Here is a 26,478-nt window from a genome sequence, read left to right as displayed (position 1 = left end):
TACCGACGCCAGCTCGCAGCCTAGGGCTTTTTTCAATGTCTACAAAATTGGGGCTTGACCAGTTATAGATGAACCCGCCGACGGGTTACATAAAAGAACTCACTCAGTTTATTATCCTGAGTGAGTTCTTTTGTTTCTATAACAAAGTTCAGATCGCGCCTATCGGCGCGGTAATCTATCCCTGTAAGGATTGGGATGCGTATATTCCGTCAAGGTACTTGACAGAAACTCGTTCCGCCTCTGTTTTCGGAACAATCTTCCGTACATCACGGAGCCGTTGATAGAGCAAAATCGTATTTTTTAACGCGCAGTAGCAGCTTTCGAAGCTATGGACCGGGATCGTTCCCTTTAGTTCCTCTAGGACTTCGACAGCACATGTTTCTATCTTTCTGACCCCTCGCGGGAGATGACCGTTGCGAATGAGCGCCATTGGGCCCAATACGGCGTTCCGCATAAACGTAAGCAGATCGATTAATTCAAACAACTCGCCCCTCCCTAGCTTTGCTGCGCCGTAATGCACCCACACCCAGAAACGGTCCTCCATCCATTGCGGATCGGGGTAAGGGAAAGACGGCGTTGTTTCACTCAGTGTCGTTGAAATGTCGAAACCTCGTTCCCAAAGGATCAATGGGTCTTCAATTCGGGATCTGAGTTCCTCCCGTTGTACAAATTTAAGATCGACATGAAGCGGGACTGGGCCATACAAACAAATGATTAGTCGGGGTTCGCCGACATGCTCGCCTGTAAATGCTGAAAGCAAGTTGCCCATCCCTTCAGCGATTTGGAGACGTCGGTCCATAATCTCACTGCGAAACTCGGAATCGTAAACGATGATTAGATCGAGATCGCTATATTCGTCCATAGTTCCGTGCATCATAGAACCGCCCGCTAGCAAGCCTGTGAATCGTTGATCTTGGCTGATATACCCAATTGCCATCTCAATGAATTGTTCATGGACAGGCAGCTTCATGCCGAACACTCCTTAGATTATGACCCACAAAGTGGGGATTATCATAGAATAACCGTTTGAGTAAATTATTGTCAATCCCAGTCCATCCCGGAGTCGAAGCGCCGCTTTCCTTTAATTGCTGTACAAACTCACAGGCAAGAATGGGAATTAACCTGATTCACAGCGGATTTTGCACGTGATCTTCCGCCCTTGGGGAATGGGTCGAATCGGCAAAAGCTGTTGCTGCCCATTGAAGTCAGCAGTTGCATAACCGTTTCAAAGGGCGGCTTTTTCTTCGAGTAAAAATCTTTTTCGGGGTTTTTGAAATAAGGTGCTGGTGCGGCTGACATTCCTTGTATAAGGGATGTCGGGGTTTGTTTTAGTGAGTTCGCGTAGTCATTCATTCAATGGCGTAACCTCCTCGTTTTCAAGAGGCTTCAATACACACTTCCAACTCCTCGTCAAGTCCCTTTTTTTCATTTTCGCGCAAAAAAAGAGCGGGCTATCTTTTCGATAACCTGCTCTTGTTCTTGATTTTTGACCCTGCACCTAAAATTAATGACATCGGGGTATTCCCCCATTTTTTTCGTTGCAGCCTATAGAAAGTTTAATTTCCTTTATTGCTTAAAGTCTAGTCAAAATCGTACCTTTGTTCCTTCCACGGATTTCCATACATATGGTACCCGTTCCGCTCCCAGAACCCCGGCTTATCCTTCGCCATAAACTCCAGGCCGCGAATCCATTTGGCGCTCTTCCAGAAATACAGATGGGGCACGACCGCTCGAACCGGATAGCCATGATCCGGCGTCAGCGTTTCGCCGTTATGCTTCAAACCGAAGAAGCTCGTCTCGCGGGCGAAATCCTCCAGCGGGAGGTTGGTCGTCCAGCCGTGCTCGGCGTGCAGCATGACGTATTTGGCTTCCGGTTTGACTTTCACCAGATTCAATACGGCAGCCGCCGGCACGCCTTCCCAAACGTTATCCAGCTTCGACCAGGTCGTAACGCAGTGGATGTCGTTCTTGAACTCCTGTCTCGGCAGCGCCATGAACTCGTCGTAGCTGAGTCTGACTTCTTCCTCGACGAGACCGAAGATGCGGAAATCCCACTCCTTGGCGACATCCTTGTAATGCGGAACGGAGCCGTAATGCAGCACCGGGAAGCCCTGCGTCAGCGTCTGCCCGGGCGGTGTGCGCTCGGCGGCGTCCGCCGGCAGCGAATGATTGCCTGTGACCATGCCGATAATCCTCCTAATGTCCATGCTATCAGTCTCGTTGTCAGTCAATGCCGACCAAAGCTTCGTATTCCGCCGGCTTCAGCAGCGCGTTCAGCGCGTCCGGTCCGCTGATGTCCACTTCCGCCATCCAGCCGTCACCGTACGGGCTTGTGTTCACGTTCTCCGGTGCGGTTTCCAGCCTTTCGTTGACGGCCGCGACTACACCGCTGACCGGCGAGAAAATATCCGATACCGTCTTCACCGACTCGACACTGCCCATACTGTCGTCGGCTTGAAGCGCGGCACCGACCTTCGGCAGCTCTACGAAGACGATATCGCCGAGCTGCTCCTGCGCGAAATGCGTAATGCCGATGCGCACCTTCGTATCGGACAGCACCTCGACCCATTCGTGCTCTTTGGTATACAGCAAATTCGTAGGAACTTGACTCATCGCAGCAGCGCCTCACTTTGCCAAGGGAAATTTTGCTTTAAGCTTATGCAATCCCGTACCGAAAGTCAAGGAACCGTCCATGCAAAATACCGTCGACCTATTTGTCCGGACCCGAAGCATCCGAGAACGCCTTACTGAACGCCAACTATATGCTGCGAAGGCTGGCGCCTTATTTTGGCATACCGTTCGACCGGGTCTGCAGGCACGAGTTCTTGCTTTCCGGGACTCGCCGGAAGAAGCTTGGCGTCCGCACCGCGCCGATACGACTGTCGTCATCCGGCTGAACGAAGCGCTTGCCGCCCGCAAGCCAATGCTCAACTGCTCGTGCGGCTAGAGCCCCTGTTGCCAAATCAAGCCCTTCTCCGAAGAAAACGCGAATGTGCTACAATATTCGTAGAACTTTCACTTGCGGGGAGGACGACTTGATGAAGAGAGACGATCGCAGCGGGGATAGCCTTGCGGCTGCCAAAGTGAAGGAACAGACGGAAACGTACGATGTGCAGGAGCGATATGAAATCATTCAAGGCGTCCGTTACGAGATGCAGCCATCACCAAGTTTTCTGCATCAAGTTATCGTTTTCAACATGGCCTTTACGTTACGGCAATCGTGTCACGAAACCGGCATCGTTGTTGTAGCCCCGATGGATGTCCATTTGGACGCAGACAATACCGTGCAGCCCGACTTGATCTTTATCCGCAACGGCAATCTGCATATCGTTCAAAACAATCGCATCAAGGGTACTCCCGATTTGCTTGCAGAAGTATTGTCGCCCAGCACCGGCAAGCATGACCGCGCCCGCAAGAAAGCGTTGTACGAGTCGTTCGGCGTAACGGAATATTGGATTGTCGATCCGGCCCATTATACGATCGAGCAATACGAGCTGGATGCCGGAAGCTACCGGCTCGCAGCCGTGTACGGCGAAGGGGACACGATTCGCTCGAATGTATTTTCCTGTATTCATATAGATGTAACGAGCCTGTTTGCCGAGGCTAGACGATTCGAATAGCGGCACGCTTATGCAACAAAGCCCTCGCCCAAGCTGCACCGCATCCCACGCGATACCGCCCGGCAAGGGCTTCGTTATTACCGAATCACTCCGGTACGTATTATTTTCTCTTAGCGTAATGAGCTTTCCGAACGGCGATAAAAACCGCTATTGTTTCCCATATAGATATCAGGTTACGCTTCGAAGCATTACGTCACTTCTGCTCTTCAAAGATAACGACCGACTGGGTTTCCGGCTCGTATTCGACCGTAGCGTCCAGCGACTCGCTGACGAAGCGAGCCGGCACAACGGTACTGTCATTTTCAATGGCGGGAGCCACTTCGAGCTCTACCGGCTTCTCGTTCACGTACGCTGTCTTGCTGTCGATGATCAGCTTCACTGTGACGTCACCGCGTGTTACCGTTACGGAGCGCTCGTCCGGATTCCAGCTTACGCTTGCCTTGAGCGACTCGGAGATCGCCCGGAAAGGCACAAGCGTAGTGCCATCTCGCAGAATCGGCGCAATATCCGCTGCCGGCTCTTCGCCGTTTACGTACAGCTTTACGCCCTTGCGGCCGAGCTTTTCATACATTTTGCCGAGCTGCTTATACGACTCGACGTTCCGCACGTTCGCTTTGATCGCTTCCTTCTGCAAATAGACGGCTTCGGTCACACTGCCCTGCTTGTCAAGAAGCTCAGCGGCTTTGGCCAGCGCCTCTTCCTTAGCGATAATATCTGCCAGCGCGGCCTTCTGCTCTTCCGTCAGATTCGTTCCGTATCTGGTAAGCATCAGCTCCGCCAGCACGGCGCCGGCCGGCTTGTCCTTCACGTTGTCGATCGCATTCAGCAGCCCGCGATAACCTTGATGACCGCCGCCTTGCCCCTTGCCTTTCCCGCCATAAGTATCTTCCGTTACAGTCGGACGCCCTTTACGGTTGCTGCCATCGTCGAGTTTATCGTTCTTTTTATTTCCCGAATGATCTTCATCTTGTTTCTTAGGGGCCTCAGACCCCTGCTTTTTCGTTTCAAAACCTGAATGCCGGTCGCCGGAGCTGCGCTCAGCACTGCTGTTGTTTTTGTTTTTGTTTCTGTTGCCGCTGTCGTTGTCGTTGTTGTTACTGCTACTGCTACTGCTGCTGCTACTGCCACCGCTGCTACTACTGCTACTGTTACCGCTGCTGTCGCTGCTACTACTGCTACTGTTACCGCTGTTGTCGCTGCCGCCGCGGCCGCCTCCGTCCGACTTCGCCGACGCCGAGGCCGGTGCCAGACAACAGGCCAATAGCGCCGCCGCCAGGAATATTTTCATTTTCTTCATCGTCATGATCCTCCATGTTGTCACTATTTAACCGCATAAAATAGATCATTCCATATGAAGCAATGCATTCCTGCCCATTTCGATCTATTGCAGAGAACTTCAGGCAAACTTCGGCGAGCACTCCGTCAGCAGCCGTTCCGCCGCTTGCCGAGGCTCCTCCGCTTGCGCAATCGCCGAGATCACGGCAACACCGTCGGCACCGGCCCGTACGACCGCCTCGGCGCGCCCCTGCTCGATACCGCCGATGCCGACGATCGGCAGCGACAAGCCGCTCGCACGTATGTCACGGATGACGCCGGGTCCCCGCACCTCGCGAATATCGGGCTTCGTACGCGTCATATACATCGGGCCTACGCCTAAATAATCGGCTCCGCAGCGAACGGCCTCCTCGGCCTCCAGCACGTCGTGGGCCGACACGCCGAGGATGCCCGCCGGCATCCGGCGCCTCACAATAGCAGCCGCCTCATCCTCCTGGCCCACATGAACGCCATCGGCCTCAAGCCGGAGCGCAAGCTCGACATCGTCATTGACCATGAACAGTACGTTATGCGCCCTGCACAGCTCCCGCAGCTTTACCCCAAGCTGTTCGCGGTCGTCTCCGGTTAAAGCGCCGCGCCCCTTCTCCCGATACTGAAACGCCGTAATGCCGCCCCGAATCGCCGCTTCCAAAGTGAGCACCGGATCTTGACGGCAATTCACACTGCCCATCACAAAATACAAGCGCAGCCGTTCCGCCAGCCGGCGCGAGAACCGCGCATCAGCAGTCTCCTTCATCTCACACTCTCCCTATAGGCCCAGTGATTGGTCGGACCATGCCCGCTGCCGATGCCGAGCGGATGCTCGATCGCCGCTTGCACGAACGACTTCGCCACACTCACCGCATCGCGAACCGACGCTCCTTTGCCGAGCTCGGCCGCAATCGCCGCGGCAAACGTGCAGCCGGTCCCGTGCGTCTGCTTTGTCGCCACGCGCGGAGCGGCGTACTCAACGACCGTATCGGCGCCGTACAGCACATCCACCGATGTATCCAGCTCCTCGCCGTGACCGCCTTTGATCACAACATACTTAACGCCATAAGCTAATATCCGCTCAGCCGCTTCAAGACGGTCGGCGTACGTACGAATGGTCAGCCCCGATAGTGTCTCCGCTTCGGGTAAGTTCGGGGTTACGACCTCCGCCAGCGGAAGCAGCGAGCGGCACAGCGCAGCCACCGCTTCCTCGCGCAGCAAGGATGCCCCGCCCTTGGCAATCATAACCGGATCGACGACAAGACGCCTCCATCCGTAAGCACGCACCTGCGCCGCCACCGTCTCGATAATGTCGCTGCTGAACAGCATGCCGGTCTTCAGCGCCTGCGGCTCCAGATCGTCGCCGATCGCCCGCAGCTGCTGCGCCACCGCCTCCGGCGGCAGCGGATATACGCCGTGAACGCCGGTCGTATTCTGCGCGGTTACGGCGGTAATCGCTGACATGCCATACACGCCCAGCTCCTGAAACGTCTTCAGATCGGCTTGAATACCGGCCCCGCCTCCGCTGTCCGAGCCTGCGATGGTAAGCACCTTAGCCACGTTCCCGTATCCCACGGTTCCTCTCTCCCTTTTGCCGGCCAGCTTCCGTTCGGGCTAGCCCAAATAACGATGATACAGGCTTCTGGCCTCTACGACGTCCTTCGTACCGTGGACGAGCACCCGCCCGTCGGCGAACAGCACCAGCCGGTGTCCATCAATGGTTAATGACACTAAATAAGGGTTGGACTCCACCTTGCCTACACCGAGCCTTTCCAGAGTACGGGCAAGCTCGGCCAAATCGCGCCGGATCGGGGAAGGCGGACGAATTTGCACCGTATCGCGGCCGCAGAGAACGGCCGTACGGGAATGGTTCTCCGCCTGCAGATAAGGGTAAACAGGCGCATCGCCGCAGGACGGACAGCCCGGCTTTTTCATTCGGTCCACACGTATGGCCGTATGCGAGTTCGACCATAGATCGAAGGAAATCAGCTTGCCGTGCAGCGCTTCACGGTCGCCGACCAGCAGCTTCAGCGTCTCGGCTACCTGATAGGCGACGACCATCTGCACCGCAGGAGCGATGACGCCGACCGTATCGCACGTGGCACCTCCGGACGGCATCGTCTCAAGCAAGCAGTTCAAGCACGGCGTAACGCCCGGAACGATCGTGAACGTAAGTCCGTAGCTGCCGACGCAGGCTCCGTAAACCCACGGGATGCCCAGCTTCTGGGACATATCGTTAATCAGCAGCCTCGTCTCGAAATTGTCGGTCGCATCGACGATGATATCGACGCCTTCCGTCAGTTCCTCCAGCTCGGCAAGCGTCACATCGGCGACAACGGCTCGGATGTCTACCTCGGAATTAACGGCCTCAAGCCTTGCCTTGGCCGCCACCGCCTTAGGAAGCCGCTGCAGCGCATCCTCTTCGCTGTACAGCAGCTGCCGCTGCAAATTGCTCGCCTCTACGTAGTCGCGGTCGACGATCGTCACGACTCCGACACCCGCGCGGACAAGCGCCTCCGCATTCCCCGTCCCGAGCGCCCCCGCGCCGACGATCAGCACATGGCCTGCCGCCAGCTTCAGCTGCCCGCCCGGTCCGATGCCGCGGAACAGCTCCTGTCTCGAATAGCGCCCGTTCATAGCACGCTCATTCCTTCAAGCGGCGAGCTGGCCGTCGCATAGCGCTTCTTCGGAATGCGGCCGGCCTCGCGGCCCAGACGTCCCGCCTCAATCGCCAGCTTCATGGCCAGCGCCATCTTCACCGGATCCTTCGCTCCCGATACCGCCGTGTTGAGCAGAACGCCGTCAGCTCCCAGCTCCATCGCAATCGCCGCATCGGAAGGCGTGCCGATGCCCGCATCGACAATAACCGGCACCGTGGCCTGCTCGATAATCAAACTAAGATTAAGCGGGTTAACGATCCCTTGCCCCGAACCGATCGGCGACGCTCCCGGCATGACGGCATGAACGCCGAGCTCCTGAAGCCGCTTCGCCAGCAGCACGTCGTCGGACGTGTACGGGAGCACGATGAACCCTTCCGCCAGCAGCATCTCCGAAGCGCGCAGCGTCTCGACCGGATCGGGCAGCAGCGTCTTCATGTCGCCGATTACCTCGACCTTGATCATGTCGCAAAGCCCCGAGGCCCTCGCCAGCTTGGCTATACGCACCGCTTCCTCCGCGGTCTGCGCCCCCGCCGTATTCGGCAGCAGCGTGAACTGCTTCACGTCAAGCATCTCCAGAAAATTCGGCTGGCTCGCTTCATAGATGTTCATGCGCCGCACGGCAAACGTTAGAATTTGCGCCTCCGACACTCGCACAGCTTCGCGCTGCACCTCGTAATCGGGAAATTTGCCCGTTCCCAGCAGCAGCCTTGATTGAAACTCATACGGTCCGATTTTTAACATATGCTCATCCGCCCCCCACAAAATGTACAAGCTCAATCCGATCGCCGCTCCGCACGGCGGTAGTCTCCTGCAGCCCGCGATCTACAATGTTGGCATTGATCTCGACAATGACGATTTTCCGCTCGAGGCCAAAATGCGCCAGCAGCTGCGACACCGTCGTCACCGCTTCCGGCACCTGCACCGTCTCACCGTTAATAATCAGCTCATGCATCGCCATGCACTCCCCCTATCGATGCCAGTGCACCGGCCGAAGCCGTCTGTGCGTCACAGCGCCGGTCAGGCGCAAAGGCGTTCCAAGCCTCGAACGAAACCGGCTCCCCGCACATCTGCTCCGCCATCAGCTCGCCGGCCGCAGCACTTAGCAAAATTCCGTTGCGATAATGTCCGGCGGCGACGAACAAGCCCCGGCACGAGGCGCTCTCCCCCATATAGGGCAAGCCGTCCGGCGTTTGCGGCCGATGCCCCGCCCAGGACTTCTCCCACTGCGCATCGGCGATCGCGGGCAGCAGCGAGCAGGCGCTGTCGAGCAGCCGGCGCAGTCCTCCTGCCGACACCGTCAGTCCGTAGTCACGCGGAGCGACCGTCGCACCGATGACAAGCCGTCCGCCGCGCTTCGGCACCGCATAACACCCGTTCGCGAAAATCGTCCGGCTCACCAGCGGCCGCCGAGTGATTACGGAAAAGCACTCGCCTTTGACCGGGTACATATCAAGCCGGAGTCCTGCCTGCGCACACAGGCGATTGCCGCTCACCCCCCCGGCGACCACAAGCTGCTCGCAGCCGATAACCCCTTCATCCGTAACGACCCCCGTTACCCGTCCTCCCTCGATCCGAAGCTCGTGGACAACGCTGGATTCATACAGCTCCGCCCCGAGCGTGACCGCTGCATGCGCATAAGCAGCCGTCAGCTCCGGAGCGGACACGTGGCCGTCCCCGGGAATCCACATCGCTCCCTCGATGCTGCCGGCAAGCTCCGGCTCCAGCTCGCATGCTTCCCCCGCTCCGAGCCACTGCGCCGCTTCACCGGAGCGCACTTGAAAATCGATCATCCGGCGAATCTCCTCCGCCTCGTCCGGCGTCCTAGCTATTTTCAGCAATCCGCGCTGTACAAGACCGATGTCGATCCCGGTCAGTTCCCTCAGCTCTGCATCCAGCTGCGGAAACATCGCCCTGCTCCGGCGCGCCAGCTCATAGAGCGGTCCCGCCTCGTGCATCTCGGACTGAGCGCCGAGCATGCCCGCAGCCGCTCCGGATGCACCGGCGCCGACGCGCTCCCGCTCCAGCAGCTTCACACGCCGCCCCCGCTTCGCGAGATGATAAGCGACGGATCCGCCGATGACACCGCCGCCAACAATGATCACTTCAGCATGATGCCCCATGGCTCTCTCTCCCCGTAACCAAATATTCCGCATACGCCTTCGCCGCCAGCAGCGGATCGTCCGCTTCCAGCACACCGCTCATGACAGCGACTCCTTGGGCGCCGGCGGCCAAAACCTCCGGCACGCGCTGCGGCGTTATGCCGCCGATGGCCAGCACCGGCAGCTGCGGGACATGCTCTGCAACGCTGCGCAGCGCCTCCAGTCCCCGGGACGCTACCCCCGGCTTCGACGCCGTCTCATAAATGTGCCCATACAGCACATAGTCCGCACCGTCAACCGCCGCCCGGATCGCTTCCGCTTCGCTGTGCACAGAGACGCCGATACGCAGCTGCGGGAACAAGCGTCTCGCCGCAGCCGCTCCGATGCTATGCCCGGCCAGTTGCACCCCCCGAACGCCCGCCGCCCCCGCCACATCGGCACGGTCATTCACGATAATCCGCTCCGCAGCCACACCGAGCTTCCGCATCCGTTCGATACAAGCGAGCAGCTCGGCGGCGGTACTCGCCCTCTCGCGCAGATGGATGGCGGTCACATACGGAGCAACTGCGGCCGCTATGTCCGCAAGCCGCTCCAGCGGCTGCCTGCCCGTTGAAATGACATGCAGCTCCCCGGCCATACGTTTCGCCTCCTCGCACATGTAAAAAAAAAGGCCACTTCCTCCAAATAGAGAAAGTGGCCGTTACCTAGCAGCGTTATCCAAACATAAGCCGCCAATCAACGTCTTATTAACCACTTCCCTACGCTGGCATTCAACCAGATCAGGTTCAAAGGGTCCGGAATCTCGCATTCCGTCTCAGCCCTATCGGCACCCCTAGTGATCTTGCTATGAAGTTGAATTTACTATATCACTAAAGCTTTCCAGCCGCAACCCGTTCCGCCAGCCTGTGCGAAGCAAGGACCCGGTCCGCCCTGACGGTGCAGCGATCCGGATCGTCCAGACATGCCAGAAAATGATTTACAACCCCTGCAAACCCCCGCCGCTCCAGCACCGTATCCCAGCTGCCGAACGTTCGCAACACCGGCATACCGCCGGCCTCCGTCCATTCGCCGGTTTCCATGTTGACGACTTCGGCCGACCGCCCCGATCCGTGCAGCTCGAGCTTCTCCAGGTCGCGCCCGGCATCGCGCACCATGGCGTACACCCCGGTGGCGCCCCTGCCCGTTAAACGCACCGTACCCGAGGCGCGAACCATTTTCCCGTCGATATCCGCCTCCAGCTCCGCCGCAGCAAGCTCGCCGTCCTCGCCATCGCCCAGCCAAACAAGCAGATCCAGCATATGGATCAGGTCGTCATAAACGGTCTCGCGTGCCGGAAGCAGCTGCTTGCGCAGGCGATGCTTCTGCACGGAGCACCAGCTCGCACCGCCTGCTCCCTCCAGCCAAGACTTGGCTTCGGCGTACAGCGGAGCAAACCTGCGGTTGAAGCCGACACCGAGCAGCAGCCCCCGCTTCGCAGCCTCTTCCGCCATTCGAACCGACTCGCCCAAGTCATACGATAACGGCTTGTCAACATAGACATGGATGCCCGCCTGCAGGCAAGCCATCACAATCTCGTAATGCGTCGGCGTCGGGCTATGCACGAAGACGGCATCCGGCTGAAGCGCCACCAGATCGCCAAGGTCGGTATATCGCCCGTCAATCCGGTACTGCCCGCCGATACGGTCCACCGTTTCTTTCGTCCTGCTCTGCAAACCGACGATCTCCACCGATTCCTGCGAAGTTAACAGGGGAAGATACACCTTCCTGGCGATATCCCCCAGTCCGACAATCCCAATACGCCGCTTCCTCATGCGCCAACCCCACTCCCTTGAAATGTTCGCTTCGGTCCTCCGGACCGGCGGTCCGCAACACGCTCTGCCCGTACGCCGGACAGCCTCTTCAACTGCTGTTTTAGTTTTCAACTGCGTTAAGAATATGATAGAATAGCGCGTAGTAGTAGGTCCGCAGCAACTATGAATCGGGAGACAACTCATGAAACTTAAAACGCTAGCGTTCTGGATCAGCCTCGTCTTGTTCGGGCTTTTCCTCGCTTTGTCCGTCGTCTATGAATCTACCATCTATTTGTATATCGCCAGCGCACTGCCTGTGTTGTTCGTTCCGCTTCTGCCGGATTTTGGCTCCAATCAGTATATTAAACCCGGCAAGAATCGCGGGCAAGTGGAGATCATCCGCACTACAAGCGATTCCGGGGCTTCTCCGCTGATCATGATCCGATTTTATCCCGGATATGTACGCTGGAACAAGAAGTGGCTGTATTTCTCCGTTTCCGGTATTTCCGCTTACCCCATGCTGGCGATTCCCGGCGATCAGACGGCTACCCTCTCCGCTCTGCTTCACGATCTGAAGGCCCACCCCCGCAAGAAAGGCTGGATCGGGATCCGCCTCGCGAACTTGAAGCAGCGCACGCAGAACATGTCGTACACGCTGCAGGAAATCAATCGGCTCGTCATCCATGTCGAGGATATCCAGCAGGTGCTTACACCCGGCAAGGGCGTCTCTTCCCCCGCTTCGAAAAGCACAAGTATCCAAGCGTAATTCAGCTGTAAGCATAATAAACCGGAAGCTCTCGCACGCATGGCAGTGAAGCTCTCCGGTTTTTTTCGTTCCGGGAGGTGGCTGAGCGCGGCTTTACTTGGCTGCAGCTGACGTTGGGAGTATCCACAGCATGTATTACTAGCGTCATCCGCTTTGACGTTTTCCTGCCTTCGCGTATCGTCAAAGTGATTGCCAGGCATCGCTTGGCTTAACCATTCATGCTATTTCATCCGGGCCACCCGATACGTCAAAATAGCAAGAACGATCGTGATCGGCGTAAATACGAGCTTCTCCGTCCATGTTACAGCTGCAAGGTTTCCTAGAGTGTTCAGTACGAAATACGCGAATAAAACCCATACGCCCGTTTGTGCGATTTTGCCGCTGATGGGGATGTAAACGTACCTAAGCTTCAGTGCAACAAATAACGCGAAAACCACCGTTAAGAGGAGGGCGAAGATTTCGACCATCAGCAAGGAACCCGTGCTCCCTTGAAATTGACCTCCCCATACCATACCGGCAGGTACGACTTGAGCAATAACTAATATATGAAAAATAACAAGCACCACAAAAGTGACGAGCAGAATATTCCCCGCCCAGCGCGGATTGATTCGGTTCATCGTTGAGTCCGGTCCCCTCTCAGTCGGCAAAAGGTTTTGCGTTTTTCCAATCTATCACAGATTGCTTGTTCAGACATCCTTCCCGGGAACGAGCTTGCCGGAAGATGCCTTTCGTCTTCGCAGCTCTTCCCTCGCTGCCCTCAACGCCCTTTTGGGCCTTGTTGCACACGAACTCACGCACCCTGGCCGCCTACAACGCCCTTTCGGGCCTTGTTGCGTCCGACCCCATCCTCCCTCGCCGCTTACAACGCCCTTTTGGGCCTTGTTGCACACGAACTCACGCACCCTGGCCGCCTACAACGCCCTTTTGGGCCTTGTTGCGCCCGGCCCCAGCCTCCCTCGCCGCTTACAACGCCCTTTTGGGCCTTGTTGCACACGAACTCACGCACCCTTGCCGCCTTCAACGCCCTTTCGGGCCTTGTTGCGCCCGGCCCCAACCTCCCTCGCCGCCTTCAACGCCCTTTCGGGCCTTGTTGCACACGAACTCACGCACCCTGGCCGCCAACGCCCTTTCGGGCCTTGTTGCACACGAACTCACGCATCCTGGCCGCCTATAACGCCCTTTCGGGCCTTGTTGCGCCCGGCCCCAACCTCCCTCGCCGCCTACAACGCCCTTTCGGGCCTTGTTGCGCCCGGCCTCAACCTCCCTCGCCGCCTTCAACGCCCTTTTGGGCCTTGTTGCTCACGACTTCACGCTCCCTCGCCGCTGCACACGACCCAGTCACAAACAAAAAACACCCTCATCATAAGGGTGTTTCGCTCCTTCTATTCCCGAGTCAAAATGTAACGAGCCAGCGTCCGCACCATAACTCCGGTTCCGCCCTTCGGCTCGGTACCTTTCTCGCTCCACAGCCACGCCGTTCCACCGGTGTCGAGGTGAATCCAGGGCGTGTCTTCGGCGAAGCGGCCGACGAACAAGCCTCCGGTAATCGCTCCGGCCCAGCGGTCGGCGGTCGTCGCATTCTTAATATCGGCGACGTCGCTCTTCAGCATATCGCGGTATTCCTTATAGTTCGGCAGCTGCCACAGCTTTTCGCCCGCTTCGCTCGAAGCCTGCAGCACATCGCCGAGGAAGGCGTCGTCGTTCGTCACGGCGCCGGTGGCGACGTCGGCGAAGCAGACCAGAATGGCGCCGGTCAGCGTCGCCACGTCGATCAGCTTCGTCGCGCCGAGCTTCTTCGCATACAGCACGCCGTCGGCAAGTACGATGCGGCCCTCGGCGTCGGTGTTCAGCACCTCGACCGTGTAACCATCCATAATCGTAATGACATCGCCGGGCTTGAAGGCGCCGCCGGACGGCATGTTCTCCGCGGCCGGAATGACGACAAGCAGGTTGATCTTCGGGCGCAGCTCGCCGACGATATGGAGCAGCCCGAGCAGCGTCGCCGCCCCGCCCATATCGCTGATCATTTCCTCCATCCCTTCCGGCTTCTTCAGCGAAATACCGCCGGTATCGAACGTAATTCCTTTACCGACGAGACCGAGCACGTCGCCATCCCATTCCTCGCGCCCTTGATACCGGATGGCGATCATCCGCGGCGGGTTGACGCTGCCTTTGCCGACCTCATGCAAACCGCCAAGCCCCGCCTCCAGGATTTGCGTCTCATCCAGTACCTGGCACGGGAACCCGTATTCCATGGCGAGCCGAAGCGCTTCCTCGGCCATAAGCGCCGGGGTCAGCTTATTGCCCGGCAAGTTCGTCAGATCGCGGGCGTAGTTTTGCCCTTCCGCGATCGCCACCGCGCGGCGCACGGCCTCCCGGGCCGCCGCCGCCTCCGCGCTGCCGCCGGGCACGGTGATCGCGACCTCGCGAATCACCGGCCGCGGGGCGGCATCGCGCTTGTAATCGGCCATCCGGTAATGGCCGAGCGCGATGCCTTCGGCTGCCGGCTGTACCGCATCGGCCGGCAGCCGCACCGCAAGGCGCTCCAGCTTCGCGCGGAGCGCCTCCCGGGCTGCGTGCACCGCCGCGTCCCGCCAAACGGCCCCGCCGGGCTCTTTCGCGCTGCCGCCGAGCCCGCTCAAGACGACGTACGGCGCCCGTCCCGCGCCGTACGTGGCCAGCACCGCCGTCTCGCCCAGCTCGCCGGCGAACAGCCCGCTCGCCGCCCGGCGGCGCAGCTCCGCCAGCGCTCCGGCGCCGAGCAGCTCCGCCGCCTCCGCGAGCGGCTGTGCCTCCCGCAGCTGCTCCGGCGTCACAAACAGCAGCGCTGCAGCTTCGCTCTGCGCCGCTTCAAACGCCGCACCCGCCGACGCTCCTGTCTCGCTCCGCTCCGCTCCAGCACCTGCTCCTGTCTCGCTCCGCATCGCTCCAGCGCCCGCTCTTACCTCGTCGGGCCTCTCGTCCGGCACTGACGCCGCACCTGCTCCTGCCACGCCCAGCGCCGAAGCCGCCCGGCCGGCCGTTTCGCCGCCCGCCAAAGCGGCTCCAGCCTCCGCCTCCGAGACAATCGTAAACCGAATCTCATTCCGCACTCTCATTGCGCTCGATCTCCTTATCAACCGAAGTACGAAGTCGACTCCCGAATCACCGTGCTCATCGGCAAATGATACGGACACTTCTCCTCGCAAAGCGGCTTCTCCCGGCACGGCTCGTAATCCGCACAGGAGAATAGCTTTTCCTTATGCTTCTGGTAAAATCCGTCGCCCTTCGGCAGCAGCCCGAATTTCTCGCGAATCATGCTGGAGATCATCACATCGGGGATTGGAATTTCAAGCGGACACGAGCAGTAGTTGCAGCGCCGGCAATTATGCTCGCCAAGCTGGCGGGCCAGCTGCTCCAGCTCCAGCTTCTCCTCCGCCGCCACGTCCTGCTCCATTGCCGCCATATTTTCCTTCACTTCCGCCACACTGACCATGCCGGAGATGATCGTATGCACATCCTGGCTGTAAGGAAACCGGATCGCCTTGTCGATCGGCTGAATGAATCCGCCGGACAGCGGCTTCATCGCCACCCGCATCATATTTCGCTCGGCGAGCGCCGGAATCAGTTCGTCAAGCGCGAACGGCTGCGCCAAATTCAAATGAAACAGCACCTGATCGAAATCATATTTGGCAATCCATTTGGCCAGCAGCTCCGGACGATGTCCGGTAATGCCGATATACCTCACCTTGCCTGCGTCGCGCGCTTCCTGTGCGGCCCGGTATGCACCGTCTTCGCCCATCAGCGTTTGGAATTCGTGTACATAGTTTACGTAGTGCAGCTGAATCAGGTCGATATGGTCCGTCTTCATCCGCATCAGGCTGCGGTCGATTTGCTCCTTGGCCGCCGCATAGCTCCGCTCCCCCGTCTTCGTCGCAAGGAAATATTCGGAACGGCGATGAGCTATGCTTTCGCCGATAATTTCTTCGCTATTCCGGTAGGCCGCTGCCGTATCGATATAATTAATCCCTTGGTCCAGCGCATAATTGAGTGCTTCCTTCGCCTGCTCAAACGGCACCCCGGGCAAATTCATCGCCCCGAAGCCCAGCGCCGAGACGCGGTATCCCGACTTGCCGAATTCACGGTACTGCATATTTCCATCCACTCCTTATGGCATCTATCAATAGCTTATTCGACTCTCTCTCTCAAATGCCTGCACCGAACGAACCAACCCGGCCGTGCGCCGTCACAGCGGAAGCTGAACCCGAAACGTCGTCCCTACCCCGACTTCGCTTTCCACATGAATGGCGCCGCCGTGATTTTTAATAATCCGGTAGCTGACCGACAGGCCGAGCCCGGTCCCTTCCAGCTTCGTTGTGAAGAACGGGTCGAACAGGCGGCTGAGCGTCTTGGCGTCCATCCCTTTGCCGTTGTCCTCGAAGGACACCCAAATGCCGTCGTCCCGACGTTCGGCTTGTACCCGCACGCGCCCCTGAATCCCGCCCTCTCGTTCGCCGAGCACCTCGACAGCATTCTTCACGATGTTCAGAAACACCTGCTTGATTTGCTTCGCATCGACATCCACCATCAGCGTCTCGCTAACCGGCAGCAATTCGATTTGACAGCCCTTCATCAGCGCTTCGCTCTGGAACAGCAGCGTCACCTCGCGCAGCAGCTCCGCCATGCTCACTTGACGCTTGTCCGGCGCGCTCGGCTTGGAAGAGTTCAAAAATTCATAAATAATTTCATTCGCGCGGTCGATTTCGCTCAAAATGATGCGTCCGTACTCCTCGCGGCCCAGCTTTTTCAGCTCCGGCAGCAGCAATTGAATAAAGCCCCGGATCGAAGTGAGCGGATTGCGGATTTCGTGGGCGATGGCCGCCGATATTTTGCCGAGCATCGCCAGCTTGTCGTTGTGGTAAGCGGATTGTTCGATTTTTTTGAATTCGGTTACATCTTTAACGCTGACCAGGATGTCGCCCTCGAGCTCCTCGTCGTATTTGACCGAAACGAGAAAATGCCGTCCGGACTCGTCGATAATTTCCTTCATCGGTATCCGGTACACCACCAGCTCGCGATACAGGCGGGCAAACATTTTGCGGCGTCCGCGTTCGATTTCGTGCATCCCCATCAGCGAGAAAACATCCCGCCCGATCAGCTTCTTCCGCGGCACGCCGATGATATGACTGAGCTTCAAGTTCGCAAACGTACAGTAGCCCTCTTCATCAAACAAAGCAATCCCGCTGTCCATATGCTGCAGCACATTCTCATACTTGCTCTTGATCGAGCTTAAGGAATGCTCCGTCTTCTTCAGCATTTGCTTCAGCTCGCCAAGCAGAGATCCACCTTGCCCGTTCAGCTGCAGCATCCGCGAGAAAACGATTATTTCCATCAGAAAGACGAACGATTTGTGATAATATTGCAGCGCCTGTTCCAAGCTGACGTTCTGAATGAGCACTTGCATACTTTCTTCATGCAGAGCGATCGTATCCTCCGGCAGCAAGCTTGTTATTAACGGTCCGAGCTCCGAAGTAAACGCGGCGCTGTCTTCACTGCCGCTCTGCACATACTTCGTCAATGCATGCAAGTACATGGCGCGTAATTCACGCATGTTGCTCCTCCTCAATCCGCACTGCTTCCAAGTGCTCTAAGGTGCATACGAGTACAAGTGCATCGTCTTTACCGGTTGCGTAGGCTGCCGCAGTTTCCTTCGCCGACACGATCGGGTCGCCGTATCGAAGCGACTCGGCCCCCTCCGGCGGAAGCGCAATTCCGTCCGTATGCAGCATCAGCCTGTCTCCCGGAGTCCATGCCAGAACATCCTCACGAATGCGGACCTGGCGGTAACCGACGATTCCGCGGGCCGACTGCGCTCGACGAAAGCCGGACGAGCTTATCAGAGCCAAGCTCACATTGCCGATGCCTGCATACAGCAGCTGCTGCCGGTCCGGTATCACCTGTACGATCATACAAGCCGCTCCGACAGTTGCCCTCATGCCGAGATGAATCGCCGACATAAGCGCCGAGAGCGAATCGCAGGAGCATTCCCGAAATAACCGCAAATACGTATGCGCGGCTTCCGCCCCTCGCGCGCCATGCCCCAGCCCGTCGACAACCGTAATAAGCCATGTCCCGTCATCACACCGTTTGACGCCGTATGCATCCGCCCCGCCGCCTTGCATGGGTCGGTTCACAACTGCCACTACGATGACTGATCTCTCCTCAAGTCAGCATGAATACAAATCTTTGTTCATCCATTTGCGAATCGTAATTCTCGTTCCCCGCCCCACTTGCGTGTCCACGACAAATTCATCCATAAGCCGCTTCGTTCCCGGAAGCCCCATGCCGAGTCCATCCGATGTGGAGTAGCCGTCCAGCATCGCTTTATTCAGATCCTGTATGCCGGGTCCGTTGTCGATTGCCCGGACTTCGATTCCCAGCGCGTCCTCTTTGCGTATTTCTTCCAGCTCTATTTTTCCATTCTTGGCATAGAGCAAAATATTTCGGGACAATTCGGAAATGCTGATGGCGATCCGCGTCTGGTCGACCAGATTGAAGCCGACGACTCTCGCCATCTCGCGTCCACGCTGCCTAGCAACAATCGTATCGCCCTCTGACTTGATGAGAATCATTTCATTCATAATTTCGCCCCTGTCTTGGAACTTTCCGCGAACCATTCCAAGCCCTTCTCTACTGTGAGCGCCGTTCTCACATCCCGGAAGGTCAGCCCGAATTCCACCATTGCGATCGCTACCTGCGGACTCATCCCGCTGATGACGGAGCTCGCGCCAAGCAGCCTGGCCATTTCGACGATCTCGTTCAACACTCGTCCCATATAGCTGTCAATCAGATCGACAACCCCAATATCGATGAGAAGTCCGGAACATTCCAGCTTCTGAATCCTCACTAAAATTTCCTGTTTTAGGGCAACGGCTTGATCGTCGGTAATATCCGGATGCAGCGTTACGAGCAGCACGTTGCCGATTTTTATAATGGGTATTTGCATCTAACTGAACACGCTCTCTCTCCTAGTAGTCTTTATTTGCTTGTCTCCAAGGTGCTCAGTATGTATGCCAGTCCTGCACGCAAGCTCGCCTTCGTTACAATCTCCCCCAGATTGACGCCTAGCAGTACGATCGTTTGCGCCACTTCCGGACGAATACCGGTCAAGATGCAATTGGCTCCCAGCAGCTTTGCCGCTTCTACCGTCTTGATCAAGCTGTCCGCTACGTTTGAATCTACGACCGGTACCCCCGTAATATCGAGAATTACATTGGATACCTGATGCTCCGCAATCGCGCCGAGCAGACCTTCCATAATGCCTTTGGCCCGAACGGAATCGATCTCCCCGACGAGCGGCATGGCGAGCACGTTGTCCCACAGCTGAATGACCGGAGTGGACAGCTCGGCAATCGCCCTTGATTGAGCGTAGATGACTCGCTCCCTGCGGCTCGTATATGCGTTCAAACAGTGCATGAGCGGCACCTCGATCAACTGCTCCAGCACCGTATAGTTCGTATGCAGCTCCGTACCGCCCTCTTGAAAGAAGGTCGTCCAGCGCCGCAGCAATATCGTTTTGAGCGTGTGGAAAAATGGTGCAATCGCCGACGGGAGCATCTTATTCTCGGCAGCAATCATCGCCATCTCGTTCAGCTCCTGCTCCAGCACCGGCCGCTGCCCGATATCGTTCAGAGTTAAGCCGTGCGGCAGCTGCGCGGTCAGCTCTTCAAGCAGCGTTCGGCTGATCCGCTGCAGCTTCTCCGCTCCGATGATGCGATACAGTCCGGATTGGTTCAGCTCAAGCTCTTCCAGCCATTCTGCAATAATGTGATCCTTCTCTGAAAATACGTTCTGCAAAGCAGCCAATTGACTTGCCGGCATGCTACATCCTCCATTTCTTGAATTCTCGCATTCGCTTACAGCGAACTACATCGTTTTGCATCACCCGTCATAAGTTCGCAGCATCATTCATCAATTCGGGATAGGCCCGGTAATTATTTTCGATACTTTCAAAGCTCTTATCGGTACATTCTAGCATAATGTCGCAGTCGAAATCGATAGAAAGAGGTAATTTTGGAGAATATTACAGTATACATTTATTGAACAAAGTTGTTACAATGATAGATTCGACATGAAATCAATATTATCGACAAAAAAGCACCCCGGTCGAGCCCACGGGATGCTTTTTTTTCGCTAACTATCCTTGTCCTTTTTCTGATCGTTTTTGTTCCCGTTGGATGAAGAATTGGAATTCGTGCCGTTAGCATTTTTATTATCTTTATCGTTAGAATCGTCCTTGTTCTCTTTCTTCGGATCCGTCTTCTTGTCGTCGCCGTCTCTAGCAGAAGAATCCTGGCCGGAGGACGTCTGGCCTCCGGCAGGCTTTGTTGTTGTCGGCTGTTTATTATCGTTGTTAGAAACGTTCTTACCGGTGGCAGGAGTGCCGCCGGTTTTCGCGTCGTCTTTGTCCTCGTTCTTGCTGTTGTTCTTGTTGTCATCGCTGTTGTTCTTGTTGTCGTTGTTCTTGTTGTTATTTTTGCCATCGTTGTTCTTGTTGCCGTCTTCGTCGTCTTTACCGTTGTTGTCGTCCTTGCCGGTATTTTTCCCGGCAGCCGGGGTGTTTTTGTTGCCGCCGCTATTCGTCGTACTGTTTTTGCCGTTTGTCGTCGTCTTGGTGTCGGTTTTTGCGTCCGATTTGGTATCCGTTTTCGCATTCGATCCCGTCTTCGAATCGGTCTTGGTTGTCGAGGCCGGTGTCGCCTTGGAGCCGCTTTGACTCGTATCGGTTTTCTTCGGATCGCTGTTCGTCTTCTTCTTTTCCTCCGACACCTTCTTGGCAATCTCGTCAAGCTTGCCGGACTTCTCCTCTTCCAGCAGCTGCTTGAAAGCGGCTTTCGCCGGAGGCTGCTTTTCATTCACAAGCGCGGAGATGCCGCCGTTTTCCTTGGCGATCTCATGAATCGACGCTGTTTTCAAATCCTCGATCGGCACGATCGTTCCGTTGCTTTTGGCCGTCAGATAGATCGCATATTTGCCTGCGGAGATTCCCTTCGCCTCGGCTTCAGTCCGTACTTCCTTCGGCGTGGCGAATGCGGTGACCTGGTAGTTCTGCACCTGCTCGGGGTGCTTCGTTTCGATCAGCTGCGTCACCTTCTGCTTCAGCTTCTCCGCGATCACTACATCGCTCACCCGATCCGTCTCCTTAACCAAGGAGCTGGCAATAATGACATCACCCTCGCCACGGCTCAGGGGGCCCTGCTCATCCGCTTTGATCAGCACTGCGTCAGCGACGACATCCAGCGCTTTCCCCTTATATTCGATTCCGGTAATCAGGGCGGCACCGTCGGCATTCAGACCTTTGAGCTCCAGCACTTTCTCCGCTGCATCGATGGCGAACTCCACGCTTGGATTAATATCCATCGATACGTAAGCTACAACCTCGGATTTCGCTGTGAAGCTGGTTAATCCCGTGATGAGAGCGATACACATCACGACAGCGGCCGCCATTCCGGTCCATTTCGCCATGGGCGGCACTTTACGAGCGGCAGCCGGCTCGGCGAACAAAATTTCTTCGCCCACTTCGCAAGTTCGGCCGTCTCTGGGGAGCTTGTGAAAGCCGCCTTCCTGCGTCATAACGACCATATGCCGGGCACTCATTTCCATGACGATTCCTTTATTCATGTACGGTTCTCCTTCCTGCAGGAGCATCTGCGTCGTTGTCTTCTTCATCGTGAATTCGCAAATAATCGCGTAAATACGGGTATGGTCCGTTCAAAATCAATGCCATGGCAATCAAATATTTCCGGTTGCGCTCCAGCGTCTTGCGCGAGACGTCGACCTGTTCGAGCAACTCCTTGATCGGAAGCGTTCGCTTCGTCACCAATATGCGCATCATCGCGGAGGATCCTGCCAGCGTATGGCCGATCCGCAGCAGCATCCGTCGCGAGTCTTCATGCTTGGGGGCCACCTCGGCCAGCTCGGTGAAGGACACGCCGAACTCAGCGAGCACACGGCTGAAGTCCGCGATCTCGCCTTTTCGCTCCTCCAATCCTCTCTGCTTCTCGTATAGCTCAATCGCTTGATGCACTTCCACCGGATTGATGATGTTATCTTCATCATCCTCAACCTCAAATGAGCTTAACGGCACTTGTCCTCGAAACCGCTGCTCCTTGCGGACAAAATCGATCAAGCGGCGCCGCATGACCGTCTCCGCAAAGCTCAGGAACGACCTGCCAGCTTGCGGGGCGAACTGATTGATCGCCTCATTGAAAGCCGCCAGCGCGATGCTGAACTCATCGTCTCTCGCCGGATCTACATACCGTTTGCAGAATCGGCTTGTCACCTTAGCTACATACGGCTGATAATCCGCGATAAACTGATTGCGAAGCCGCAAATCACCCTGTTGAATACGCACAACTTGCTGCTCCGGCAGCGCTGCTTCTATCGAATTCGAATTAGGGTGGGAAGACCGACGTTTACCCAGGAACTTGTTGAACAGTACCAGTAACAAACGTTCCACCTCACACTATAATATTTTCGTTGATATGTATGCTGATGCGGGGGTATGAACAGCAACACGGAACAGAAAAACATCCCTATTATAACATATCTATACGTTGAATGGCCTCCATGGGAAATGATGGAGGAGATAAGCTTTCCAGTAGTCCAATAAACACGAAAACGCCGCCCGCGCACCATTCGGAGCGGCGGACGGCGTAAACGACACGACCGGACATATATACGTGCAATTGAAACGGCTCTCCTACCCGATACAGCTACTTCCAGCAAGCGGCGGCGGACAGCTGTAACGAACCCGCCTCCAGCTCGTCCCTCATGGCGGATTCTTCCTCATCCGGCTTCGCCTTCACGGCGTCCTCCGGTACAACCTCTACGTTTTTGAAGCAATACCCGAGCTTGATGCACTTCATTTCGGCGTCTTCGTGCGGAAGCGGTCCGGCAAGGACCTTATCCTTGTAAAGAATATAGTATTTGTCCACGGTCATCTTGCCCCTCTCTTTACGAATTATTAACGCATCATATACTTCGTAAACGTAACAAACCTTTAAGAGGGTGCAAAATTAACAAAAAAAGTCCCCCACCGCAGTGAGAGACTTCACCAATATCATTAATGGCGCTTGGAAGCCCGCTTGTTCAGCAGCTTGGCCCGCCGGTTGCTCAGCATTTGCAGCCGCCGTTTCAGCTGTTCTTCCCATTCCCAATCATCTATCGATTTGGCCACCGTCAGCAAATCCAAACCCATATCGATTTGTCTATGCACGACGTCTAGCGGATCTTCTTCCTCGTTGCTCACACAGTTCTCGAACAGCTCGCCGCCGCTCTTGTTATCGACATACTCCAAGAAGTCGACTTCCGCCGCTCCGTCACCGTGAGCGTATTCAGCCAAAATCTCGTATTCGTTCTCAGCCTGATAATGCACTTCGGTACGATGGCAAACCGGACAAAACAAAATCGGAACGTTGTGAATGCGCGTCCGGATATGCTTCAGCGTGCCTCGGGTGCCGATCATACTGGCGCCGCAGCAAAAGCTCATGAGCGGTCCCTCCTCCTCCATCATCCCCCGAAGGTTTGACAAAATATATTCCACAATATACACGATAATTCCTCTTTTTCATAGTAACAGATTTTAGGGGATAACCGCGCACAACGCCCGCAGCGGCTGGAGGGGCCGGTCCGATTTCACCTGACGCCTTCTAGCTTTGCATGCCCCGTCATATATTGAAAACGATCCACTACCAACTCTGGAACGGAGGGTTTACGATGAATATGATTCCGATCGGTTCGGCCCAAATTCCTTATGTTCAGTATGACGACAAAGCGTCGCAAATCATCGTCCAATACTCGACCGGCAGAACGGAAGCGGTAATGAACGTTAAGAAAGAAGAGTTAGCCGGGCTGCTGCTGTCCACCAACCGGTACGATTGGGTCGTCAAGCTGAAGCATCGGACTTAAGCCGCCAAGAACCGCAGGATGGGCTGGGAAACGGCAAATGAGCCGGGACGGGAAGACGCTGCAGAGCGGCGCCATACACCGCCCCTATTTGCTGCGCTTGTGGGGATTAGAGATTGTCCTTTCGGGGCATGATGGGGAGAGGAATGTTTACCTAAAAATTACCTGCCGCGCATATTGACGCATCCCCTTCGCTGCATGTACGATGAATTGAAAACAGACTACATATTTTTCATAAAACTACGACTCTCGCGGATTCCGCGACCTCCAAGGATGGGAAGTGATGGCATGCCTAGACAATTAGTAGTTGGAAATGGAAAGTTTTTGATCAATATGGACCGGTTCGGTTATATGCGAGATTTGTATTATCCGTACGTCGGCCAGTTGAACCACATTTGTGGGTACCAGTGCCGCATAGGCGTCTGGGTTGACGGCGGCTTCGCCTGGCTGAACGATCCGAGCTGGAACATCCGTCTGGGCTATGCGGAGGATTCGCTCGTCACTGAGGTCACGGCAACTCATGAGGGACTCGGCGTCACGCTGCTGATCAACGATGGCGTGCACCAGCGCGAGAATATTTTTTTGAAACGCATTCATATTACGAATCACCGCAGCACCGTTCGCGAGATACGGGTGTTCTTCAACCAGGATTTGGTCATCAACGAGACGGAAGTCGGCGACACTGCGGCGTACTACCCGGCGCTTCATACGGTGTTTCATTATAAGAAAGATAAGTATTTTATGGTCAACGGCTCCACCGGTACGGAAGGCATCTACCAATACACGACCGGGGTCAAGCGTTTCCATAACGCCGAGGGTACATGGCGCGACGCGGAGGACGGCCATCTGATGGGCAACGCCATCGCGCAGGGCTCCGTCGACTCCACGATATCGTTCCGGTTGTTCGTGCCGCCGGAAGGCGAACAAACGATGTATTACTGGCTAACGGCGGGCAAGAATCTGGAGGAAGTGAAGAAGCTCGACATTTACGTGCGCGACAGCCATCCGGGCAAGCTTCTCGACCGTGTGAAAATATATTGGCAGCGCTGGGTCAACAAATCCGAGCGGTCCTACGCCGATCTGCCGGAGAACGTTATCCGCCTGTTTAAGCAAAGCTTGCTCATCGTTCGCACCCAGACCGACGTGAACGGCGCCATCATCGCCGCGAACGACTCCGACATCATGCAGAGCAACCGCGACCACTACAGCTATATGTGGCCGCGTGACGGCGCTCTGATCGCCTATGCGATGACGCTGGCCGGCTACAATGAAATGGTGTCCCCGTTCTTCGACTTTTGCGCCGAGGTGCTGTCACCGGAAGGCTATCTGCACCACAAGTTTAATCCGGACGGAACTGTCGGCTCTTCATGGCATCCGTATATTCATATGGGCAAAGTGCAGCTGCCGATCCAGGAAGACGAAACCGCGCTCGTGCTGTTCGCCCTATGGCAGGACTACAAAACGCACGGCTCGCTGGAAAAGGCGCAGGGCTTATACCGCACCTTGATCCGGCGCTCGGCCCGCTTCATGTCTTCCTACATCGAGCAGGAGCTCAACCTGCCGAAGCCGAGCTATGACCTGTGGGAAGAACGGTACGGCATCTATACATTCACCGCTTCCGCCGTGTACGGAGGGCTAATTGCGGCAGCCAACTTCTCCTCTTTGTTCGGAGACGACGAGCGGAGCAACCGCTACCGCCATACGGCGGAGAAGATCAAATCCGGCATCCTCAAGCATTTGTACGATGAGGAGCTCGGCCGATTCGTCCGCGGCTTATATATGGAAGACGGCAAATGGGTTAAGGACACGACGCTGGAAAGCTCGGTGTACGGCATCTTCGAATTCGGCGTGCTGCCGGCCGACGATCCTCGCGTCGAGCGCACGATGGAAGCGAACCGTGCGGGATTGACGATTAAGACGCACGTTGGCGGCGTGGCCCGCTACCATCACGACTACTATTTCCAGCGTTCTTCGGATATCCATAACATTCCGGGCAACCCGTGGATCATCTGTACGCTGTGGATTGCCGAATGGGAGATCGATAAAGCGAAGACGCTCGCCGATTTGGAGTCGCCGCGCCGCACCCTGGAATGGGTCGAGCGGCACGCCATGGAGAGCGGGATCCTGCCGGAGCAGCTAGATCCGTTCGACGGGTCGCCGGTATCCGTGGCGCCGCTCACTTGGTCGCATGCAACCTATGTGCTGGCGGTAACGAAGTATACGCAGAAATATCAGAAGCTCGCCGCTTCCGCATCAAGCGTGTAAGGCATTAAGGACGGTTCCCCGAATGGG

At 56.5% G+C, this 26,478-nt stretch carries 29 protein-coding genes, 1 pseudogene and 1 riboswitch; of the genes and pseudogenes, 5 read left to right on the top strand and 25 right to left on the bottom strand.

Annotated features, from left to right (window positions below; genetic code table 11):
• Positions 1–175: 175 nt before the first annotated feature.
• The 4 genes from ACFFK0_RS19160 to gcvH form a co-directional block, all read right to left on the bottom strand.
• Complete coding sequence (locus tag ACFFK0_RS19160) at positions 176–970, bottom strand: nucleotidyltransferase domain-containing protein (RefSeq protein ID WP_377471937.1); 795 nt, start codon at positions 968–970, stop codon at positions 176–178.
• A gap of 128 nt (positions 971–1,098) precedes the next feature.
• Complete coding sequence (locus ACFFK0_RS19155; RefSeq protein ID WP_377471936.1) at positions 1,099–1,353, bottom strand: hypothetical protein; 255 nt, start codon at positions 1,351–1,353, stop codon at positions 1,099–1,101.
• Between the two features lie 227 nt (positions 1,354–1,580).
• Positions 1,581–2,183, bottom strand: a complete 603-nt coding sequence (locus ACFFK0_RS19150; protein WP_377471934.1) for a sulfite oxidase-like oxidoreductase — start codon at positions 2,181–2,183, stop codon at positions 1,581–1,583.
• 40 nt (positions 2,184–2,223) lie between these two features.
• The gene (gene gcvH / locus ACFFK0_RS19145) at positions 2,224–2,613 is read right to left on the bottom strand and encodes a glycine cleavage system protein GcvH (protein WP_377471933.1); all 390 of its coding nucleotides are present in this window, start codon (positions 2,611–2,613) and stop codon (positions 2,224–2,226) included.
• Positions 2,614–2,732: 119 nt separating this feature from the next.
• Between gcvH and ACFFK0_RS19140 the strand changes: the two are divergent.
• Positions 2,733–2,876 (top strand): annotated as a pseudogene (locus tag ACFFK0_RS19140) (hypothetical protein); the annotation flags it as partial.
• A gap of 162 nt (positions 2,877–3,038) precedes the next feature.
• Complete coding sequence (locus tag ACFFK0_RS19135; RefSeq protein WP_377471932.1) at positions 3,039–3,620, top strand: Uma2 family endonuclease; 582 nt, start codon at positions 3,039–3,041, stop codon at positions 3,618–3,620.
• A gap of 193 nt (positions 3,621–3,813) precedes the next feature.
• Here the strand turns inward: ACFFK0_RS19135 and ACFFK0_RS19130 are convergent, their stop codons facing one another.
• The 9 genes from ACFFK0_RS19130 to ACFFK0_RS19090 form a co-directional block, all read right to left on the bottom strand.
• Positions 3,814–4,917, bottom strand: coding sequence for a copper amine oxidase N-terminal domain-containing protein (locus ACFFK0_RS19130; protein WP_377471931.1), 1,104 nt, complete (start codon positions 4,915–4,917; stop codon positions 3,814–3,816).
• Between the two features lie 99 nt (positions 4,918–5,016).
• Positions 5,017–5,691, bottom strand: coding sequence for a thiamine phosphate synthase (thiE, locus tag ACFFK0_RS19125; protein ID WP_377471930.1), 675 nt, complete (start codon positions 5,689–5,691; stop codon positions 5,017–5,019).
• Entirely contained in the window at positions 5,688–6,500 is an 813-nt protein-coding gene (gene thiD, locus ACFFK0_RS19120) for a bifunctional hydroxymethylpyrimidine kinase/phosphomethylpyrimidine kinase (RefSeq protein ID WP_377471929.1), read from the bottom strand. The genes thiE and thiD overlap by 4 nt, the downstream gene beginning before the upstream one ends.
• 39 nt (positions 6,501–6,539) lie before the next feature.
• Positions 6,540–7,562 (bottom strand): thiazole biosynthesis adenylyltransferase ThiF, encoded by a 1,023-nt coding sequence (locus tag ACFFK0_RS19115; RefSeq protein ID WP_377471928.1) that lies wholly within the window; start codon positions 7,560–7,562, stop codon positions 6,540–6,542.
• Positions 7,559–8,326, bottom strand: coding sequence for a thiazole synthase (locus ACFFK0_RS19110; RefSeq protein ID WP_377471926.1), 768 nt, complete (start codon positions 8,324–8,326; stop codon positions 7,559–7,561). Before ACFFK0_RS19110 ends, ACFFK0_RS19115 begins: the two co-directional genes overlap by 4 nt.
• Before the next feature lie 4 nt (positions 8,327–8,330).
• Positions 8,331–8,543: a sulfur carrier protein ThiS gene (thiS, locus tag ACFFK0_RS19105; RefSeq protein WP_377471923.1), complete on the bottom strand. Its 213-nt coding sequence runs from the start codon at positions 8,541–8,543 to the stop codon at positions 8,331–8,333.
• Positions 8,530–9,705, bottom strand: coding sequence for a glycine oxidase ThiO (thiO, locus tag ACFFK0_RS19100; RefSeq protein ID WP_377471922.1), 1,176 nt, complete (start codon positions 9,703–9,705; stop codon positions 8,530–8,532). The genes thiS and thiO overlap by 14 nt, the downstream gene beginning before the upstream one ends.
• The gene (locus ACFFK0_RS19095; protein ID WP_377471921.1) at positions 9,689–10,321 is read right to left on the bottom strand and encodes a thiamine phosphate synthase; all 633 of its coding nucleotides are present in this window, start codon (positions 10,319–10,321) and stop codon (positions 9,689–9,691) included. Before ACFFK0_RS19095 ends, thiO begins: the two co-directional genes overlap by 17 nt.
• A 101-nt stretch (positions 10,322–10,422) precedes the next feature.
• Positions 10,423–10,528, bottom strand: a riboswitch (TPP riboswitch).
• A 25-nt stretch (positions 10,529–10,553) separates the two neighbouring features.
• The gene (locus ACFFK0_RS19090; protein ID WP_377471920.1) at positions 10,554–11,495 is read right to left on the bottom strand and encodes a Gfo/Idh/MocA family protein; all 942 of its coding nucleotides are present in this window, start codon (positions 11,493–11,495) and stop codon (positions 10,554–10,556) included.
• 181 nt (positions 11,496–11,676) lie between these two features.
• On the opposite strand from ACFFK0_RS19090, the gene ACFFK0_RS19085 reads away from it, so the two are divergent.
• A complete protein-coding gene (locus tag ACFFK0_RS19085) occupies positions 11,677–12,240 on the top strand; it encodes a hypothetical protein (protein ID WP_377471919.1) in 564 nt (187 codons plus the stop codon).
• 221 nt (positions 12,241–12,461) lie between these two features.
• On the opposite strand, the gene ACFFK0_RS19080 is transcribed toward ACFFK0_RS19085, so the two are convergent.
• The 12 genes from ACFFK0_RS19080 to ACFFK0_RS19025 all read right to left on the bottom strand — a co-directional run bounded on the left by ACFFK0_RS19080 (position 12,462) and on the right by ACFFK0_RS19025 (position 23,770).
• Positions 12,462–12,857 carry a hypothetical protein gene (locus ACFFK0_RS19080; RefSeq protein WP_377471918.1) on the bottom strand — a complete coding sequence of 132 codons (396 nt, stop codon included), beginning with the start codon at positions 12,855–12,857 and terminating at the stop codon, positions 12,462–12,464.
• A 765-nt stretch (positions 12,858–13,622) separates the two neighbouring features.
• Complete coding sequence (locus ACFFK0_RS19075) at positions 13,623–15,338, bottom strand: leucyl aminopeptidase (RefSeq protein WP_377471917.1); 1,716 nt, start codon at positions 15,336–15,338, stop codon at positions 13,623–13,625.
• 17 nt (positions 15,339–15,355) lie between these two features.
• Complete coding sequence (locus ACFFK0_RS19070; RefSeq protein ID WP_377471916.1) at positions 15,356–16,372, bottom strand: aldo/keto reductase; 1,017 nt, start codon at positions 16,370–16,372, stop codon at positions 15,356–15,358.
• A gap of 93 nt (positions 16,373–16,465) precedes the next feature.
• Complete coding sequence (locus ACFFK0_RS19065) at positions 16,466–17,830, bottom strand: ATP-binding protein (protein WP_377471915.1); 1,365 nt, start codon at positions 17,828–17,830, stop codon at positions 16,466–16,468.
• Complete coding sequence (locus ACFFK0_RS19060; protein ID WP_377471914.1) at positions 17,823–18,422, bottom strand: SpoIIE family protein phosphatase; 600 nt, start codon at positions 18,420–18,422, stop codon at positions 17,823–17,825. Before ACFFK0_RS19060 ends, ACFFK0_RS19065 begins: the two co-directional genes overlap by 8 nt.
• Positions 18,423–18,446: 24 nt before the next feature.
• Positions 18,447–18,860, bottom strand: a complete 414-nt coding sequence (locus ACFFK0_RS19055; protein ID WP_377471913.1) for an anti-sigma regulatory factor — start codon at positions 18,858–18,860, stop codon at positions 18,447–18,449.
• Complete coding sequence (locus tag ACFFK0_RS19050) at positions 18,857–19,225, bottom strand: STAS domain-containing protein (protein WP_377471911.1); 369 nt, start codon at positions 19,223–19,225, stop codon at positions 18,857–18,859. Before ACFFK0_RS19050 ends, ACFFK0_RS19055 begins: the two co-directional genes overlap by 4 nt.
• A gap of 32 nt (positions 19,226–19,257) precedes the next feature.
• Positions 19,258–20,100: an STAS domain-containing protein gene (locus ACFFK0_RS19045; protein ID WP_377471910.1), complete on the bottom strand. Its 843-nt coding sequence runs from the start codon at positions 20,098–20,100 to the stop codon at positions 19,258–19,260.
• A gap of 312 nt (positions 20,101–20,412) precedes the next feature.
• The gene (locus ACFFK0_RS19040) at positions 20,413–21,900 is read right to left on the bottom strand and encodes an anti-sigma-I factor RsgI family protein (RefSeq protein WP_377471909.1); all 1,488 of its coding nucleotides are present in this window, start codon (positions 21,898–21,900) and stop codon (positions 20,413–20,415) included.
• Positions 21,893–22,729 (bottom strand): RNA polymerase sigma factor SigI, encoded by an 837-nt coding sequence (sigI, locus tag ACFFK0_RS19035; protein WP_377471908.1) that lies wholly within the window; start codon positions 22,727–22,729, stop codon positions 21,893–21,895. Before sigI ends, ACFFK0_RS19040 begins: the two co-directional genes overlap by 8 nt.
• Positions 22,730–22,994: 265 nt before the next feature.
• Positions 22,995–23,222 carry a hypothetical protein gene (locus tag ACFFK0_RS19030; RefSeq protein WP_377471906.1) on the bottom strand — a complete coding sequence of 76 codons (228 nt, stop codon included), beginning with the start codon at positions 23,220–23,222 and terminating at the stop codon, positions 22,995–22,997.
• 122 nt (positions 23,223–23,344) lie between these two features.
• Positions 23,345–23,770: a hypothetical protein gene (locus ACFFK0_RS19025; protein ID WP_377471943.1), complete on the bottom strand. Its 426-nt coding sequence runs from the start codon at positions 23,768–23,770 to the stop codon at positions 23,345–23,347.
• Positions 23,771–23,997: 227 nt separating this feature from the next.
• On the opposite strand from ACFFK0_RS19025, the gene ACFFK0_RS19020 reads away from it, so the two are divergent.
• Both ACFFK0_RS19020 and ACFFK0_RS19015 read left to right on the top strand, forming a co-directional pair.
• A complete protein-coding gene (locus tag ACFFK0_RS19020) occupies positions 23,998–24,189 on the top strand; it encodes a hypothetical protein (protein ID WP_377471905.1) in 192 nt (63 codons plus the stop codon).
• 285 nt (positions 24,190–24,474) lie between these two features.
• Complete coding sequence (locus ACFFK0_RS19015; RefSeq protein WP_377471904.1) at positions 24,475–26,451, top strand: glycoside hydrolase family 15 protein; 1,977 nt, start codon at positions 24,475–24,477, stop codon at positions 26,449–26,451.
• Positions 26,452–26,478 lie beyond the last annotated feature (27 nt).

The sequence above is a fragment of the Paenibacillus chartarius genome (assembly GCF_042432825.1).
In the GTDB taxonomy this organism is placed as follows: domain Bacteria; phylum Bacillota; class Bacilli; order Paenibacillales; family NBRC-103111; genus Gordoniibacillus; species Gordoniibacillus chartarius.
The sequence above is the reverse complement of the archived record's forward strand: the minus strand, read 5'-3'. Positions and strand labels throughout refer to the sequence as shown.

What these genes read in the sequence shown, in the direction of transcription:
- ACFFK0_RS19130 (WP_377471931.1), bottom strand. Translation starts at nt 4,917, where the DNA reads ATGAAGAAAATGAAAATATTCCTGGCGGCGGCGCTATTGGCCTGTTGT.
- ACFFK0_RS19025 (WP_377471943.1), bottom strand. Translation starts at nt 23,770, where the DNA reads ATGAGCTTTTGCTGCGGCGCCAGTATGATCGGCACCCGAGGCACGCTG.
- ACFFK0_RS19055 (WP_377471913.1), bottom strand. Translation starts at nt 18,860, where the DNA reads ATGAATGAAATGATTCTCATCAAGTCAGAGGGCGATACGATTGTTGCT.
- ACFFK0_RS19095 (WP_377471921.1), bottom strand. Translation starts at nt 10,321, where the DNA reads ATGGCCGGGGAGCTGCATGTCATTTCAACGGGCAGGCAGCCGCTGGAG.
- ACFFK0_RS19110 (WP_377471926.1), bottom strand. Translation starts at nt 8,326, where the DNA reads ATGTTAAAAATCGGACCGTATGAGTTTCAATCAAGGCTGCTGCTGGGA.
- ACFFK0_RS19150 (WP_377471934.1), bottom strand. Translation starts at nt 2,183, where the DNA reads ATGGTCACAGGCAATCATTCGCTGCCGGCGGACGCCGCCGAGCGCACA.
- gcvH (WP_377471933.1), bottom strand. Translation starts at nt 2,613, where the DNA reads ATGAGTCAAGTTCCTACGAATTTGCTGTATACCAAAGAGCACGAATGG.
- ACFFK0_RS19075 (WP_377471917.1), bottom strand. Translation starts at nt 15,338, where the DNA reads ATGAGAGTGCGGAATGAGATTCGGTTTACGATTGTCTCGGAGGCGGAG.
- ACFFK0_RS19015 (WP_377471904.1), top strand. Translation starts at nt 24,475, where the DNA reads ATGCCTAGACAATTAGTAGTTGGAAATGGAAAGTTTTTGATCAATATG.
- ACFFK0_RS19040 (WP_377471909.1), bottom strand. Translation starts at nt 21,900, where the DNA reads ATGAATAAAGGAATCGTCATGGAAATGAGTGCCCGGCATATGGTCGTT.
- ACFFK0_RS19135 (WP_377471932.1), top strand. Translation starts at nt 3,039, where the DNA reads ATGAAGAGAGACGATCGCAGCGGGGATAGCCTTGCGGCTGCCAAAGTG.
- ACFFK0_RS19160 (WP_377471937.1), bottom strand. Translation starts at nt 970, where the DNA reads ATGAAGCTGCCTGTCCATGAACAATTCATTGAGATGGCAATTGGGTAT.
- ACFFK0_RS19070 (WP_377471916.1), bottom strand. Translation starts at nt 16,372, where the DNA reads ATGCAGTACCGTGAATTCGGCAAGTCGGGATACCGCGTCTCGGCGCTG.
- ACFFK0_RS19050 (WP_377471911.1), bottom strand. Translation starts at nt 19,225, where the DNA reads ATGCAAATACCCATTATAAAAATCGGCAACGTGCTGCTCGTAACGCTG.
- thiO (WP_377471922.1), bottom strand. Translation starts at nt 9,705, where the DNA reads ATGGGGCATCATGCTGAAGTGATCATTGTTGGCGGCGGTGTCATCGGC.
- ACFFK0_RS19115 (WP_377471928.1), bottom strand. Translation starts at nt 7,562, where the DNA reads ATGAACGGGCGCTATTCGAGACAGGAGCTGTTCCGCGGCATCGGACCG.
- thiE (WP_377471930.1), bottom strand. Translation starts at nt 5,691, where the DNA reads ATGAAGGAGACTGCTGATGCGCGGTTCTCGCGCCGGCTGGCGGAACGG.
- ACFFK0_RS19030 (WP_377471906.1), bottom strand. Translation starts at nt 23,222, where the DNA reads ATGACCGTGGACAAATACTATATTCTTTACAAGGATAAGGTCCTTGCC.
- ACFFK0_RS19155 (WP_377471936.1), bottom strand. Translation starts at nt 1,353, where the DNA reads ATGAATGACTACGCGAACTCACTAAAACAAACCCCGACATCCCTTATA.
- ACFFK0_RS19090 (WP_377471920.1), bottom strand. Translation starts at nt 11,495, where the DNA reads ATGAGGAAGCGGCGTATTGGGATTGTCGGACTGGGGGATATCGCCAGG.
- thiS (WP_377471923.1), bottom strand. Translation starts at nt 8,543, where the DNA reads ATGGCGATGCATGAGCTGATTATTAACGGTGAGACGGTGCAGGTGCCG.
- ACFFK0_RS19080 (WP_377471918.1), bottom strand. Translation starts at nt 12,857, where the DNA reads ATGAACCGAATCAATCCGCGCTGGGCGGGGAATATTCTGCTCGTCACT.
- ACFFK0_RS19085 (WP_377471919.1), top strand. Translation starts at nt 11,677, where the DNA reads ATGAAACTTAAAACGCTAGCGTTCTGGATCAGCCTCGTCTTGTTCGGG.
- ACFFK0_RS19020 (WP_377471905.1), top strand. Translation starts at nt 23,998, where the DNA reads ATGAATATGATTCCGATCGGTTCGGCCCAAATTCCTTATGTTCAGTAT.
- ACFFK0_RS19045 (WP_377471910.1), bottom strand. Translation starts at nt 20,100, where the DNA reads ATGCCGGCAAGTCAATTGGCTGCTTTGCAGAACGTATTTTCAGAGAAG.
- ACFFK0_RS19065 (WP_377471915.1), bottom strand. Translation starts at nt 17,830, where the DNA reads ATGCGTGAATTACGCGCCATGTACTTGCATGCATTGACGAAGTATGTG.